Below are 14820 nucleotides of genomic sequence, written 5' to 3' on the forward strand. Positions count from 1 at the left end.
CCTGCGTTCCGCATAATTCGCGGCGCCTAGAGCATTGATTCGTGCTGTGGCCTGGGGAAATGCGGCTGGATACGCCGTGGGGGCGTGTCTCTAGGCGTGGGGGTTGTGGCTGGTCAGCGGGTTTCGGGGGTGAGTTCGACGATCTTCTTGGGTGCGGGGATGTCGAGCTTGCCCAGCAGGTCGCGCTGGGTGCGGGTGAGCTCGGTGAGCTGGCGGAAGGTGCCGGCGGGGCCGGTGAAGGTGCCCAGGTGGAGCCGGTCGAGTTCGCGGCGGATGGTGGGCCAGGTCGTCCCGGTGGTGGTCTCGGCGATGCGGATCAGCAGCAGGGCGAGCCAGCACAGGATGACGTGGGCGCGGATGCGTTCTTCGAGGCGGTGGTAGACCGGGCGGAGGTCGAGGATCTGCTTCATGTCCCGCCAGCCGCGCTCGACTTCGAGGAGTTGCTTGTAGCCCAGCGCGATGTCCTCGGCCGAGAGTTTCGGGTCGCTGCAGCGCAGGAGGTACTTGCCGTCGAGGTTCGCCTCGGCCTTGGCCTTGGTGGCGTCGATGCGGAGCTTGCCGGCCGGGGTGGTCCGCAGGTAGCGGTTCAGGCCGGGTTTGGCGGTGATCTTCCCGCGCAGTTCGCCGCGTTTGTAGTCCGACAGGGCGTCGCTGTCTTCGATCAGTTCGCTCAGCTGCGCGATCAGCTGGGTGCGGATCGCCGCGTCCCGGGTGGCGCCTTCGGGGTTGTGGCAGATCACGAAGCGTTCGGACTCGGAGACCTTCACCTCCTTGACACGCATGTTGTGCGCGATGTCCTGGTAGCGGCCCTGCCGCGAGAGTGCGGCCTTGATCTCGGGTGAGTTGGAGCGGAGTTTCTCGCCGATGATGTAGTGGTGGTCGCCGGAGCGGAGGTAGCGGCGGTTGGCCGCGGAGGCGAAGCCCCGGTCGGCGACCCACACGATCTTGGACAGGGTCCAGTCCCGCATCTCGTCCTTGACCTGGCGGATCAACGCGGAGTCGCCGGTGTTGCCCGGCCAGCACCACACCCGCACCGGGATCCCGTCACGGGTCACCGCCATCCCGATCACGATCTGCGGCAGGTCGTCGCGGGAGTCCTTCGACTTCCCCCAGGTCCGAAACCCGCGCATGCTCGCGCCGTCGCCGTCGCCGTCGCCGTCGCCGTCGCCGGTTTCGGGGAGGGGGACGCCGTGTTCGTCGCGGGCGACGGGCAGGTCGGCGTCCTCGAGTTCGAAGTAGGTGCTGGTGGTGTCGAAGAACAGCAGGTCGACTTCGAGGTTGAGCAGGTGGGCGGCGGAGTCGAAGACCTGCCGTTCCAGCTTCTCGCGTATCTGGTGAAGCCAGTCCATCGCCCGGTAGCAGGCGTCGTCGTCGATGCGGTCCAGGCTGTCGATGTGCACGTCGTGGTTGACCCACTCGGCGGCCGCCAGCTTCGAGGACGGGGCCAGCGCGCGGTTGGCGACCAGCGCGAACAGGGCACGTTCGGTGGCCTTGACGTTGCGTGGACGGCCCCGGCCACGGGTGCCCAACGCGGCCACGATGCCCGGGAGTTCCAGCCGGTGCCACAGCTGGTCCAGGAGATACGCGCCGCCGAAGGGACGGGACTCGACGAAGTCCAGCTCCGTGTTCGCCTCGGCGGTGGCCGCCAGCGCGGCAGCCGGATCGAGGAGCTTGGACAGCGAGCCGACCAGGCGGCGCACCGCGTCGGTGTCCAGCTGATCCTCACGGCCGAAGCCGTACAGCAGCTTCGGCACCGACCGCCCGGCCGCTGCGTCCCAGGTGTTGTGGGCCAGGTGCAGGTAGCGGACAGTACCGCTCTTGGTCTTCCGACTCGTCGTCTTCACATACATCGCTCTAGACCATACACGCCTGAGCCATGCAGTCAATGACTCTCAGATCGGATGCGTTTCTCTAGGAAGCTCCAGGCCGTGTGGCATCACCGGACCAGCTGACCAGGCACTTCACCACATCGGACCCTCTAGACCAGCCGAATTACGCGGAACGCAGGTGTGACATGCGGCCTGGACGGTGGACAGGCCGTGGCGGGCCACCTGAACGCGGCAGAAGTCGGCGGGCCGTACAGCCTGCACGTGTACGTCCAGCAGCTCTGAGCGGCACCCACAGAGCCCTGTGCGCAGCAAACGGCCCCGCACCAGCAACCCCCGGCGATGGGGGGAGACGGTACGGGGCTGTTTTGATCACTCGCGGTGCTGTCGGCGTGCCAGCATCTCTTCGAACGCGTTCTTCGCCTTCACCTCAGCCACGCCCAAGCGGGACCGGTCGGCGGGAGTGAGGCCGAGCGACGCGGCTATGTGGACCATCTACTTCTCGGTCGTGGCCAGCATGGCGCCCACCGGGTTCGCCACCAGGTGCCCATCCCCAGCCCGCTCGATCAGCGGGCCGTGCTCGGCGAGACTCGTCATGAAGTCGGCGCGCCGGTCGGCCATCTCGCACAGCCACAGGAGCGTTGGATGGTCCGATGGCGCGAGCCAAGCCTTAGCGGCCGCCGTAACGGCCTCCCACAGCGCGCTACCGGCTGCGCCCAGACCGGCCGGTGGCTCGTCCACCAGCGCGAGCGATGCGGCGACAGTTGCCGGCTCGGGCAGTGCGCGCTTGCCGGGGTTGCCGAGACGTCGTTTCTGTTCAGCTGGCTTCGGGGGTCGGCCAACAGGAGTCATAGATGTCTCCTCTTCGGGTTCTTGATCAATAGAAATCGAGCCGCGCATTTCGCGACTGGGGGTGAGCACCGGCAGCGAGGCGTAGGTGCAGCACCCGGTGAACGGTCCGGCGCCGCCCCGCCAGGTGGGCCGCTCCATGGGGCGCCAGGAGGTTGCCGTGGGGGCCGTCCTGCGGGGCCTGACGCCCCGGCTGGAACGTGCCGCCGCGCCCCGGCTGACAACCCAACCCGGAAGCCCCACCTCGTGCGTTCCGCCTGCCCTGCACACCACACCAGCCACACAACACCAACCACACCGACCACCAAACGGCAGAAGGGCGAACCGAGGGGGTTGTCGTAATTTCAGGCCCACCAAAAACCTACTCTGACCTGCTGGAACTCAAATCGCGTCGGAGGCCCGTGGCGCGTACTGCGCAGCCGTCCAAGCCCCCTCCTACACCGCCTCCTACGCTCGCCTCTCGCCGTGTGGCCGAAGCCCGTAGACGACGGGCTGCTCGGCGGCTCATGACCGCGCGGCAGTACGGCTCATGACCACGCGGCAGTACGTGAGGCTTGCCCGGGTGCAGCCGGCAACAGGTCGTCGCCCCAACCGCGAGGGCCACTGTCGTCGAAGACGATGCTGCGCGCTGGCTTGCGGCTGACGGACAGGCGAAGCGCCGCCGCGGCGGTGGCGACGCTGTCGATCAAGGGATCTCGCCGGTATCCGGGCCGCGGACGGCATCGTCGAGGCCGAGCCGAGAACGATCTCGGGCGGGGCGAGCGCCCGGCGCTCCGGACCCCGAACGACGTACGAGCCGAACCGAAGACCGTCGGCGAGCAGCACAAGTAGCGGCTCAACCTCCACTACTCGCGGATGTCTTGCAGGTCGCATCGAAGACGGTCGGCAAGGTATCGCCCTGCCCACCTTGACCTGCAGCCTTACTGAATCGTTGCCAGGTGCCAGCTCGCCGGCAAGGTATGCAGCAAGGTGCACGAGGTGGTCACTGAATCGTTGCCAGGTGCCAGCTCGCCGGCAAGGTATGCAGCAAGGTGCACGAGGTGGTCACTGAATCGTTGCCGGGGGACGGCTCGCCGGCAAGGTATGCAGCAAGGTGCACGGGGTTGTCTCAGCCAACCGCCCACACGGGCGCGCGGCGCACAAGGGAGGCGCCGACGATGACCATCACGGCGGCAGCAGCCACAAGGCGCCCTCAGCGCCGATTGGGGGACAGCTTCGACCGGCGGGCCCTGGCCACGCTCTACCAGCACCAGTTGGTGACCACGCCACAGCTGCACGAGCTGCTCGGCCCGTTCAAGAGCGCGAGCACACCGAACAAGCGCCTTCAGCAGTTGCGTGAGCGAGGCCTGGCAAACCACGTGACCCGCTACTTCCCCGGCAAGCTCCACACCTGGTTCCTCACCGATGCCGGCCGCCAGATCGCGGGCGAGTTCAAGGAGGTCGCACACCGGCACAGCCTGCCGCCCAAGCTGGACGAGAACCGCGCGCTGCTCAACGCCGACCACGCCGAGGACGTGGTCCGCGCCCACCTGACATTCGTACGCGACGCCCGACGCCACGGCGACGAGTACGGCCCGCTCGACTGGGAGCCCGAGGTCAGCCACAAACTGTCCGGACGTGGACACGACTCGCTGCGGGCCGATGCCCTGATGCGCTACACCGTACGAACCGCCGACGGCGGCCGCGACCACCTGCGGGCGTTCGTCGAACTCGACCGCGCCACCGAAAGCAGCCAGACGCTGTGCTCGAAGCTGACCGCCTACGCCCGCTTCCACGAGCTCGCGACCCCGGTCCCGTTCCACCAACGGGGAACCACCCAGGCTTCCCAATGAAACGGGAACGGAAAATCGAACCTCAGCCAGGCAGGCGGCAGCGTCCGTTTCGCGGAGCGGAACGGACGAACGCGAGAGCGGGCTTGCTCAGTTCCTACCGGTGTCCGCGCACCAGCATGGACTTACGGCGGTAGAGATCAATGCTCTGGCTCTCAGGCTCGCCGCACAGGGTGCATATGTAGGTGTCGCTGCCTTGCAAAATGGTGCTCCGACTGACCGTTTCCGCTGGTCACAGCATGATAGGCATGTGTCCACCTCTCCTCGGCGAGCAGGACGCGGATTCCGCCGGGCTTCTGATCAGCAGTCATGCGCCCGACGATAGTGCCCGCTCGCTGACCGCCCCGCTGCCGACCCTGGCCCCCAGCGGCACCAGCGCGCGCAGCCGGAAGCCCCGGCCGCCGCGGCCCGGCGAGGTCTCCAGCCGGCCCCCGACCAGCGCGAGGCGCTCGTCCAGGCCGGAGAGGCCGTTGCCGGGCGCCGACTTGCCGGCGCCGCGGCCGTTGTCGCAGATCTCCAGCACGGCGAACCGGGCTCCCTCGCCGTCCCAGCTCTCGTCCATCGCGACCGTGCAGTGCGTCGCGCCGGCCGCGTGCCGGACGATGTTGGTGGCCGCCTCGCGCAGCACCCAGGCGAGCGCCTCGGCCTCCGGGGCGGCGAGACCGGGGCGCTCGTCGGCCAGCCCGGCCGGGGCCTCCACGGTGATCCCGGCGGTGGCCAGCGCGCTGCGGGCGGCGGCCAGCTCGACCTTCAGGCTGGGCTTGCGGTAGCCGCTGACGGCCGCCCGGACGTCGATCAGCGACTGCCGGGCGACCTGCTCGATGTCGGTCACCTGGGCGTGCGCGGCCTCGGTCTTGTCGGCGGTCAGGAAGCGGCCGGCCAGCTCGCTCTTCAGCGTGATCAGCGAGAGCGAGTGGCCGAGCAGGTCGTGCAGGTCGCGGGCCATCCGCAGCCGCTCCTCGGCGGCGGCCAGCTGGGCGGCGGTCTCACGGGCCTGGCGCAGCTCGTGCACCAGGGCGATCAGGCGCTGCAGACCGGACATCGCGGCGCCGCTGAGGAAGGTCGGGAGGACGAGTGCGCCGAGCGCGCCGCTGGGCGCGTGGGTGGCCAGCGCGACTGCGGTGAGCAGTGCGGTGACGCCGCCGACCGACCAGAGGCCGTACCGGATCGGCAGCACCGCGCCGGACGCCACCGAGAGGTAGGTGAAGAGGCCGAGCCAGTTGTTGCTGATCCCGAAGCTGGTGGCCAGGGCGAGTACCAGCATCACGGCCAGCGTCAGGTAGCTGTACCGCCACCAGGCGCCGGTCATCGAGCGGAAGACCACCAGGGTGAAGTAGCAGGCCAGGAACGCGGCCAGGGCCAGGCTGCCGAGCACGACGGTCAGCGTGGAGTACCCGCCGTCCGCCAGATCCCTGATCGGGTAGACCAGGTAGACCATCCACAGCAGCATCCAGCAGAGCTTGACCATCAGCTGCCGGCGGTTCTCCACCGGCGCGCCCGGGATGTTGAGGACGGACCGGCGCCCCAGAGCCCCCGCTCCCGGGTCGGCGGGGCGGTGGTCCTGGGGCGCGTTGGGCATGGCTGCCATCATGCCTGCTTGGTGTCCCGCTGGTACAGGAAGCCCGCGGCGGCCACGAAGGCCACCAGGAAGCCGCCCAGGACGGCCACCGCGGTCACGCTGAACGCGGTGCCCGGGTGGACGAAGGCCGCCAGCTGGTTGTACTGGTACACCGGGTTGAACCGGGCGAGGTTCTTCAGCGTGCCGGTGACCGGGTACCAGGTGCCGCCGAAGGCCGACATCAGCATGTAGACGATCATCACGATCGGCTGCACCGCGTTCGGCTCGGCCGCGTAGCCGAGCGCCACCCCGAGCGCCGCGAAGACGAAGCTGCCCAGCCAGAGGACCGCGACCAGCCCGAGCCACTGGCCGGCGCCGAGCCGCACGCCCTCGATCGCACCGAGCACGAAGACCACCAGGATCGCCGGCAGCGTGGTGACCGCGCAGGCGCTGATCTTCGCGGTCGCATACGCCCGGCCGGGCAGCGCGGTCAGCCGCAGCTGGCGCACCCAGCCGGTCTTGCGCTCCAGCGAGATCCGCTGCGCGTTGCCGGTCAGCACCGAGCCGACCGCGCCGAAGGTGGCCATCGAGACCATGAAGTACGACTTGGCGCTGACCCCGCCGGCCACGTTGCCGTTGCTGTACGCACTGATGAAGAAGAAGTACATCAGCGCCGGGTAGAGGATCGTGAAGAACAGGTACCGGCGGTTGCGCAGGGTGCGCCGGATCTCCAGCTTGATCAGGGTCTTCATCGCGCACTCTCCGCAGCAAACTCGGCGGCTTCGGCCTCCGCCTCGCCGGTGATGGTCAGGAAGGCCTGCTCCAGGCCCAGGCTGGTGACCTCCAGACCGCGCGGGTAGCAGCCCGCCCGGTACAGGTGGGCCGCTGTGAGGTCCGCGTCGGTGGTGCGGATCCGCACGGTGCGCACCTCGTCGGGCCGGCCGCTGATCTCCAGCGCCGCCACGCCCGGCAGCGCGCGCAGCACGCCCTCCTCGACCGGGCCGTCCGCCGCGTGCAGCTCGAAGCTGATCCGGCGGGCGCCGGCCTTGGCCTTGATCTCGGCCGAGGAGCCGTCGGCGATCAGCCGGCCGCGGTGCAGCACCAGCACCCGGTCGGCGATCGAGTCGGCCTCCTCCAGGTAGTGGGTGGCAAACAGCACGGTGCGCCCGGCGTCCGCCTGGCGGCGCATCGAGGCCCAGAACTGCTGACGGACCGAGACGTCCATGCCGGTGGTCGGCTCGTCGAGCACGATCAGGTCGTTCGCGCCGGCGATGGCGAGCGCGAACCGGACCCGCTGCTCCTGGCCGCCGGAGAGCTTGTCCACCCGGCGCTCCGCGATCTCCTCGATGCCGGCGTCGCGCAGCACCTCGGCCAGGCGGTGGCCGCGCGGGTGCACGTCGCAGGCCAGCTGGACCAGCTCGGCGACCTTGACGTCGGTCATCAGCCCGCCGCTCTGCAGCATCGCGCCCACCCGGCCGGCCTCGATCGCGGCGCGCGGGCGGCCGCCGAAGAGCGTCACGCTGCCCTCGTCGGGCTCGCGCAGACCCAGCAGGAGGTCCAGGCTGCTGGACTTGCCGGCGCCGTTCGGCCCGAGCAGGGCCACCGTCTCGCCGGGGTGCAGCACCAGGTCCAGTCCGTTCACCGCCCTGACCTGGCCGTAGCTCTTGCTCACCTGCCTGAAGGCCGCGACCTCGTTGCCCATCGTCCCTGTCCTCTCCGCTGCCGTGCTGACAAGGAGAGCTTCCCGCGGACTGGGTCGGGCCCGGCAGTGTGCGCAGTCGTCTCCTCGGCATGACATCTGTCATGCCGAGGAGACGACGCAGCCGCAGGTCAGAAGCCCAGCTTCTCCTTCAGGAAGGCGACCTGGAGCAGCAGCAGGTTCTCCGCGACCTGCTCCTGCGGCGTCATGTGGGTGACGCCGGAGAGCGGCAGCACGGTGTGCGGGCGGCCGGCGGCGAGCAGCGCCGAGGAGAGCCGCAGCGTGTGCGCGGCCACCACGTTGTCGTCGGCCAGCCCGTGAATGATCATCAGCGGCCGCTCCAGCTTGGGCGCGTCCTCGATCAGCGAGTTCGCCCGGTACACCTCGGGCCGCTCGGCCGGGTGGCCCAGGTAGCGCTCGGTGTAGTGCGTGTCGTAGAGCTGCCAGTCCGTCACCGGGGCGCCGGCCACGGCCGCGTGGAAGACGTCCGGGCGGCGCAGCACGGCGAGCGCGGAGAGGTAGCCGCCGTAGGACCAGCCGCGGATCGCGACCCGCCCGAGGTCCAGCGGGAACTCCTCGGCCAGCGCGTGCAGCGCCTCGACCTGGTCGTCCAGCGTGACGGTGGCCAGGTCGTGCGCGATCGACTTCTCCCACTGCGGGCTGCGGCCCGGCGTGCCGCGCCCGTCCGCGACGACGACCGCGAAGCCCTGGTCGGCGAACCACTGCGAGGAGAGGAAGGCGTTGTGCGCCTGCACCACCATCTGCCCGTGCGGCCCGCCGTACGGGTCCATCAGCACCGGCAGCAGGCCGTCCCGCTCGCGGTCGTAGCCGGTCGGCAGCACGACGGCGGACGGGATCCGGCGGGCGCCGGCCAGCCGGAACTGCGGACGGGCCGTCAGCACCGGGGCCTCGGCGTAGGAGGCGACGACCGCGCGCTGCTCGCCGCCGACCAGCACCTCGGCCCGCCGGCCCGGGTGGTCCAGCGCCGAGCCGGAGAGCACCATCACGTCGCCGCCGCGCACCGCGTCCAGCGCCGCGCCGCGGCGCAGCAGCTGCGGCGCCGAGCCGTCCAGCGGCACCAGGTAGAGGCCGGTCAGGCCGGGCGTCTGGTCCTCGGCGCCCTCGCCGGCGCTCGCCGTGCAGAGGACGTCCCGCTCGCCGACCGAGAGCACCGAGCGCAGGTGCAGCGTGTCGTCGGTGAGCTTGCGCTCGCCCACGAAGAGCGCGCGGTGGCCGGGCTCGTCGCCGATCCGGACCAGCTCGCCGGCGGGCGTCCAGGCGGGCGCACCGGAGAAGAGCTCCAGCCAGGCATCGTCCTGCTCGGCGAGCAGCGTGGTGGTGGCGCCGGTCGCCGTGTCCACCGTGAGCAGCAGCTGCGAGCGCTGGTCGCGGGCCTGCACGAGCAGCAGCGGCGCGCCGGCCGCCGACCAGTGCACCCGGGCCAGGTACGGGAAGGCCGCCTGGTCCCACAGGACCTCGGTGCGCGAGCCGTCCAGGCCGAGCAGCCAGAGCGTCACGAGCGCGTTGGGTGTGCCGGCGGCGGGGTAGCCGACCTCGGCGGGCAGCCGGGCCGGGTTGGCCGGGTCGGCGATCCACCAGCGCTGCACGGGCGCGTCGTCGGCGCGGGCGACCAGCAGCCGGTCGCTGTCGGGGGACCACCAGTAGCCGCGGTCGCGGCCCATCTCCTCCATCGCGATGAACTCGGCCTGACCCCAGGTCACCCCGGCGCTCTCGGGCTCGGCCAGCGCGCGGTCGCCGGTGCCGTCGGTGGCGATCACCCGCAGCGCGCCGGCCGTGGTCGGGTAGGCGGTCCAGCGGCCGTCCGGGGAGGGGCGCGGGTCCAGCAGCGGGCCGGCGGCGGGCAGCTCGCGGGCGGTGCCGGCGGCCAGGTCGGCCGCGAAGAGCCGGCCGGAGAGCGCGAAGACGGCGAGCGCGCCGGCGCCGTCCAAGGCGTAGCCGACGATGCCGGCCGAGCCCTCCCGGCTGCGCTCGCGGCGGGCCAGCTCGGCCGGCGAGAGGTCCTCGGCGCCGCCGTCGAGCAGCGCCGCCGGGTCGGCGGCGATCCGCTCCTCGCCGGTGGCCGGGTCGAGCGTCCAGAGCAGGTTGGCGCGGTCGGCGCCGGAGGCGGAGCGCAGGAAGGTGATCCGCGAGCCGTCGGGTGCCACGGCGTAGGAGCGGGGCTGGCCGACGGTGTAGCGCAGGGTGCGCGCGTACTGCCGCGGGAACGTGTCGGCGGCGCTTTCAGTGGTCATGGCACCGCACCCTACGGCGTTCCCCAGCGCTTGATCACTCATTTGGCGCAGGGCCGAAAAGGCGTCGCGCGAGGCCCCCGCACCCCGTCCGACCGGGCCTTGCGCCCCCTGACACGCCGGTGCCGCGACATACCGCCGGCGCACGGAAAGTAATGCTCCGTGCACTGATCGGGTATTCCTTTGTTCTGTGATCCGGACGCCCGGTGTCCGGTTCGCTTCTCGAACGAGAAGGGGTGTGAGCCGTCATGCCTTTGTCCATCTCCGCGGCCGTGCTGATGCTGGTCATCGTGGTGGTGCTGATCCGCCGCTCCGGCCTCAAGCTGGCGCACGCGATCATCTGCGGCCTGCTGGGCTTCTACCTCGCGTCCAGTTCGATCGCGCCGTCGATCCAGCAGGTGACGAGCAACCTCGCCGGCATGATCAACGAGCTGAAGCTGTAGCGCCCCGGGCGGCCCGATCGCCGGGGTGGTTAGGCTTTCGCCCATGACTTCTGCCGCCCCGGACCGCGCGGACAGCGCGGGCCGCCGCCTGCTGCTGGTGCACGCCCACCCCGACGACGAGTCGATCGGCAACGGCGCCACGCTGGCGCGCTACGCCGCCGAGGGCGCCGGGGTCACGCTGGTGACCTGCACGCTCGGCGAGGGCGGCGAGGTGATCCCGGCCGAGCTCGCCCATCTGACGGCGGATCGCGAGGACGCCCTGGGCGACTTCCGGATCGGCGAGCTGAGCGCGGCGATGCGGGAGGTCGGCGTGACCGACTTCCGGTTCCTGGGCGGCGCCGGCCGGTACCGGGACTCCGGGATGATGGGCGTGCCCGAGAACGAGCGTCCCGACTGCTTCTGGCAGGCCGACCTCGACGAGGCGGCCGGCCACCTGGTCGAGGTGGTCCGCGAGGTGCGGCCGCAGGTGCTGGTCACGTACGACGAGAACGGCGGCTACGGCCACCCGGACCACATCCAGGCGCACCGGGTCGCGATGCGCGCCTGCGAGCTGGCCGCCGACCCGGCGTACCGCCCCGAGCTCGGCCCGGCCTGGCAGATCGTCAAGGTCTACTGGAACCGGATGCCCCGCCCGGTGCTGCTGGCCGGCCTGCGCGCCGCCGCCGAGCGGTTCCCGGCCGCCGCGGCCCCGCAGGACGTACCCGGCGTGGTGGACGAGGAGCTGGTGACCACCGTGCTCGACGGCACGGAGTACGCCGGCCGCAAGGCCGCCGCGCTGCGCGCGCACGCCACCCAGATCAGCGTGGACGGCGCCTTCTTCGCGCTCAGCAACAACCTCTGGCAGCCCCTGGTGGCCGACGAGTTCTATCAGCTGGTCCGCGGCGAGGCCGGTCCCGGCCGCCCCGAGACCGACCTGTTCGCCGGAATCGAGGCCTGATGCCCAATCCGCTGCACGCGCTGCTCGGAACCCAGTCGCAGCGGCTGGCCGAGCCACTGCCCGCCCAGCGCACCCGGGCGCTCTGGTACCCGGTGCTCTTCGTGCTGGGCGCGCTGGTATCGCTCTGCGGTTGTTTTGTGCAGGCCCTGTGGAGCCCGGTAGGACTGCTGCTCTCGCTGGCGGCCACCGGCGCGGTCTTCTACGGCGGCCTGCGGCTGACCGGAACCAAGCTCGGCGCCGGCGTGCCGATGATCGGCTGGTTCCTGGTGGTGCTGGTCCTGATGGCCCCGCGCCCGGAGGGCGACTTCGTGCTCTCCGCCGGAGTGGACGCCTATGCCTTCCTGCTCGGCGGCGCGCTGCTCGGGGTGAGCTGCGCCACACTGCCGACCCGTTCGCCGTTCGCCTTCGGCATCCCGCGCCAACGGGACTGACGGCCCGTACGACAGCCCTGGTACGACGGGCAGTCAATGCAGTTGACCCGTAGGCTCGACCGTGAGGAACCGGACGTATCGGCTTCTAAGGGAAGCAGTTCGCCACCCAGGCGTTCCCAGTATGGTGGTGCCGCAGCATCGTCGGACGAGCCGTCCGGCCGCGAACCCGGAGCAGAGCAGCATTGAGCAGCCGCGAATCTGACAGCGCCTACCCGCCGCCCCGCCGTGGTGCGAACCCCGGCCGGAGGCCGGGCGAGAGCCCCGACGCCTACCCGTCGGGCACTCCGCCGTACGGCATCCCGGGCCTGGGCAGCTTCGGCGCGCCTGCGCCGGGCGGCGATCCGTTCGGAGCACCGGGGCCGGCGGCGGAGCAACCCGCCGAGCCCGAGGTGCCGAAGACCGAGACCACGTTGACCACCCGGATCTCGATCAACATCCCCGGTTCACGGCCGATCCCGCCGGTGGTGATGCGCAGCCCCGTCAAGGCGGAGGAGGCGCAGCCCGAGCCGCCGGCCGCGCCGACCGGGCCGCGGCACCGGTCACCGGCGTCGTCCTCCTCCTCCCCGGTGCTCGGCGTGATGGACGCAGGCGGTCGCACGGCCGCGCCGCCGGACCTGCCGAAGGAGTGGCAGGCGCCGAGCGCACCGGAGAGCTCCGAGTCCGAGTCCACCGGCGAGTGGTTCCGGCCCCGGCAGCGGGGCCAGTCGGCACCGGCTCCGGCTGCCGCGCCCACACCCGCGCCGGCGAACACCGGTGCGGCTGCGGGTGCGGGCACCGCCCCGCAGGCCGCCCGCCGGGCAGCGGCCGCGCCGGCCTTCTCCGCGGAGGCCACCCAGCAGACCCCGCTGCCCCGACCCGCCGGCGCCGCGGCGTCGCCGTTCGCGCCGGCCCGCGGCGAGACCGAACCGCCCGCCCAGGCCGCGCCGTTCGGCGCGCCGCCGGCGGGTTACCCGGCCGACCCGTACGCGACCGGCGGCCGGCCCCCGCAGCCGGGCGGCGCGCAGCAGTACCAGCAGCCGCCGCAGCAACAGCAGTACCAGCACCCGCAGCAGCAGCAGCAGCAGCCGAACAACGGCTTCGGCGGCGCGAACAGCCCGTACGGCGGCGCCCCGAGCCCGTACGCCGAGCGCCCGTACACCGAAAGCCCGTACGCCGAGTCGCCCTACGGCGAGAGCCCGTACGGCAACCGCCCCGAGGCGAACGCCGCGCCCTTCGGCGGCGGCCCGGACGGCGCCGGGAACCCGCAGGCCGGCCAGGGCTACCCGCAGGCCGAGCGCGGGCCGATGGCCGCTCCCCCGGCGGCTGGTCCGGGATACCCCCAGGACGCCGCATCGGCCGGCAACGCCGCCGCGGCCGGCGCCACGCCGACCGCCCAGCGCCCGACCGGCACCCCGGGCGCGCCCGGCCGGTTCGCCCGGCCGCAGCAGCCGATCAATCCCTTCCCGCCCGGCCAGACCCCGCCGGCCGGGGAGCCCGAGGACACCCAGATCGGCGGCTTCGAGCCGATCTCCGGCGACCTCCCGCACGAGGAGGCCATACCGGGACTGCCGGTGGCCGGCCACTACGGCGCCCCGCGCGGCGCCACCGCGACCGCGCCGGCCGCCCGGCCGACCGGACCCGCCGGACCGCCGCCCCCCGGCTCCCGTGGCTTCGAGGCGCCCGAGCACGCCGAGCAGCCGCAGGCCGGCGCCGCAGCCGACTCCCCGGCCACCGCGCCGGCCCCCGCCGAGCCGGCGCCCGCCAAGCCCGCCGCGGCGAAGCCGAAGCCCCGCTCCAAGGTGCGCAAGCTGGCCGTCACCGCGGTCGGCGGCGCGCTCTTCCTGGGCGCCGCGGCCTACGGCACCGGTCTGATGCTCAACCAGGCGGACGTCCCGCGCGGCACCACCGTGCTGGGCACCGACATCGGTGGCGACAGCCGGGACCAGGCGATCCACCAGCTCGACAGCACGGTCGGCAAGATCGGCCAGGCGCCGATACAGCTCAAGCTCGGCGGCCAGCCGGTCACGCTGGATCCGGCCACGGCCGGCCTCAGCTTCGACACCACGGCCACCGTGGACGGGCTGACCAAGCACAGCTACAACCCGACCGTCGTGATCGGCTCGCTGACCGGCGACAAGAAGACGGTGCCGCCGGCGTTCCGGATCGACCGGGCCAAGCTGAAGGCGGCGCTGGACGGCCTGGCGGCGAGCTCGGCGCAGGGACTGAAGGAGGGTTACGTCCAGTTCAGCGACTCCGGCGACCCGACCGTGGGGCCGGGTCAGGCCGGGCAGGCGGTGGACGGCAGCTCGGCCGTCGACCAGGTCGCGCAGAGCTACCAGGACCGGGCGAACGGCAAGACCGACCCCCCGATCACGCTCGCGGTGACGGCCGCCCAGCCGAAGGTCTCGACCGCGGCGCTCCAGCAGGCGGCCGACGGGCTCGGCAAGGCCATCGTGAGCGGGCGGGTGACGATCATCGCCGGCACCCACAGGTTCTACTTCACGAAGTCGATTGCGGCCAAGGCGCTGACCCTGGCACCGGACGCCTCCGGGAATATCGGCCCGAAGTGGGACCTGGACCAGCTCGGCGCGGCTGTCGGCAGCACCTTCGACAAGCTGAAGTTCCGCAAGCCCGATGGCAGTTACGGCCCGATCGGGACGCAGGACGTGGCCGACGCAATCGCCTCGGTCTATGACAAGAACAGCGATATCGAGCGCACTTTCAAGTTCCGCATGTGAGCATGTCAAATTCCCTCGCGGGAGCCCCGGAACAGATCCTGTCCCGGGGCTCCCGCGTGTTTCCCGGCGACATCCCGCCAGTGGCGTGTAACTGACAGCCGGCGTGGGCAGCCACACTCCCGACGGTTTCCAGAGGGCTCCGAAATGAGTGGCAAATAGTCGCCAAAGGCGGCATCCCGCCAAATCCGTCCGATAGTCGGACGCCGAAAACCGACGAGTAATCCCCCCATCGACGGACAAAACGGACAGGCTTGTCTACGCGCGTTGACTGCACCGAGGCCG

The 14820-nt window shown here is 71.6% G+C and carries 11 protein-coding genes; 5 read left to right on the forward strand and 6 right to left on the reverse strand.

Translation table 11 applies throughout. The annotated features are described in order from the left end of the window. Positions 1–113 precede the first annotated feature (113 nt). Both AC060L_RS35280 and AC060L_RS35285 read right to left on the reverse strand, forming a co-directional pair. On the reverse strand, positions 114–1850 hold the full coding sequence (locus AC060L_RS35280) for an IS1634 family transposase (RefSeq protein WP_483799747.1): 1737 nt from the start codon (positions 1848–1850) through the stop codon (positions 114–116). Between the two features lie 471 nt (positions 1851–2321). Further along, positions 2322–2816 carry a hypothetical protein gene (locus tag AC060L_RS35285; RefSeq protein WP_483803070.1) on the reverse strand — a complete coding sequence of 165 codons (495 nt, stop codon included), beginning with the start codon at positions 2814–2816 and terminating at the stop codon, positions 2322–2324. 1016 nt (positions 2817–3832) lie between these two features. Here AC060L_RS35285 and AC060L_RS35290 point away from each other — a divergent pair. Beyond that, the gene (locus AC060L_RS35290) at positions 3833–4507 is read left to right on the forward strand and encodes a replication-relaxation family protein (protein ID WP_483803071.1); all 675 of its coding nucleotides are present in this window, start codon (positions 3833–3835) and stop codon (positions 4505–4507) included. A 304-nt stretch (positions 4508–4811) separates the two neighbouring features. Here the strand turns inward: AC060L_RS35290 and AC060L_RS35295 are convergent, their stop codons facing one another. From AC060L_RS35295 to AC060L_RS35310, 4 genes are all read right to left on the reverse strand, one after another. Then, complete coding sequence (locus AC060L_RS35295) at positions 4812–6083, reverse strand: sensor histidine kinase (RefSeq protein ID WP_483803072.1); 1272 nt, start codon at positions 6081–6083, stop codon at positions 4812–4814. A gap of 8 nt (positions 6084–6091) precedes the next feature. Then, on the reverse strand, positions 6092–6814 hold the full coding sequence (locus tag AC060L_RS35300; protein WP_483803073.1) for an ABC transporter permease: 723 nt from the start codon (positions 6812–6814) through the stop codon (positions 6092–6094). Continuing rightward, positions 6811–7764: an ABC transporter ATP-binding protein gene (locus AC060L_RS35305; RefSeq protein ID WP_483803074.1), complete on the reverse strand. Its 954-nt coding sequence runs from the start codon at positions 7762–7764 to the stop codon at positions 6811–6813. The genes AC060L_RS35300 and AC060L_RS35305 overlap by 4 nt, the downstream gene beginning before the upstream one ends. A 128-nt stretch (positions 7765–7892) precedes the next feature. Beyond that, the gene (locus AC060L_RS35310; RefSeq protein ID WP_483803075.1) at positions 7893–10013 is read right to left on the reverse strand and encodes a S9 family peptidase; all 2121 of its coding nucleotides are present in this window, start codon (positions 10011–10013) and stop codon (positions 7893–7895) included. 245 nt (positions 10014–10258) lie between these two features. On the opposite strand from AC060L_RS35310, the gene AC060L_RS35315 reads away from it, so the two are divergent. The 4 genes from AC060L_RS35315 (at position 10259) to AC060L_RS35330 (ending at position 14538) form a co-directional block, all read left to right on the forward strand. Then, the gene (locus tag AC060L_RS35315; RefSeq protein WP_483803076.1) at positions 10259–10453 is read left to right on the forward strand and encodes a DUF2304 domain-containing protein; all 195 of its coding nucleotides are present in this window, start codon (positions 10259–10261) and stop codon (positions 10451–10453) included. A 43-nt stretch (positions 10454–10496) separates the two neighbouring features. Then, a complete protein-coding gene (mshB, locus tag AC060L_RS35320) occupies positions 10497–11390 on the forward strand; it encodes an N-acetyl-1-D-myo-inositol-2-amino-2-deoxy-alpha-D-glucopyranoside deacetylase (protein ID WP_483803077.1) in 894 nt (297 codons plus the stop codon). Next, the gene (locus AC060L_RS35325) at positions 11390–11821 is read left to right on the forward strand and encodes a DUF6113 family protein (protein ID WP_483803078.1); all 432 of its coding nucleotides are present in this window, start codon (positions 11390–11392) and stop codon (positions 11819–11821) included. The genes mshB and AC060L_RS35325 overlap by 1 nt, the downstream gene beginning before the upstream one ends. Positions 11822–12003: 182 nt before the next feature. Continuing rightward, the gene (locus tag AC060L_RS35330) at positions 12004–14538 is read left to right on the forward strand and encodes a peptidoglycan binding domain-containing protein (RefSeq protein WP_483803079.1); all 2535 of its coding nucleotides are present in this window, start codon (positions 12004–12006) and stop codon (positions 14536–14538) included. The last annotated feature ends 282 nt before the right edge of the window (positions 14539–14820 follow it).

This window comes from Kitasatospora sp. NEAU-69, from assembly GCF_057158765.1.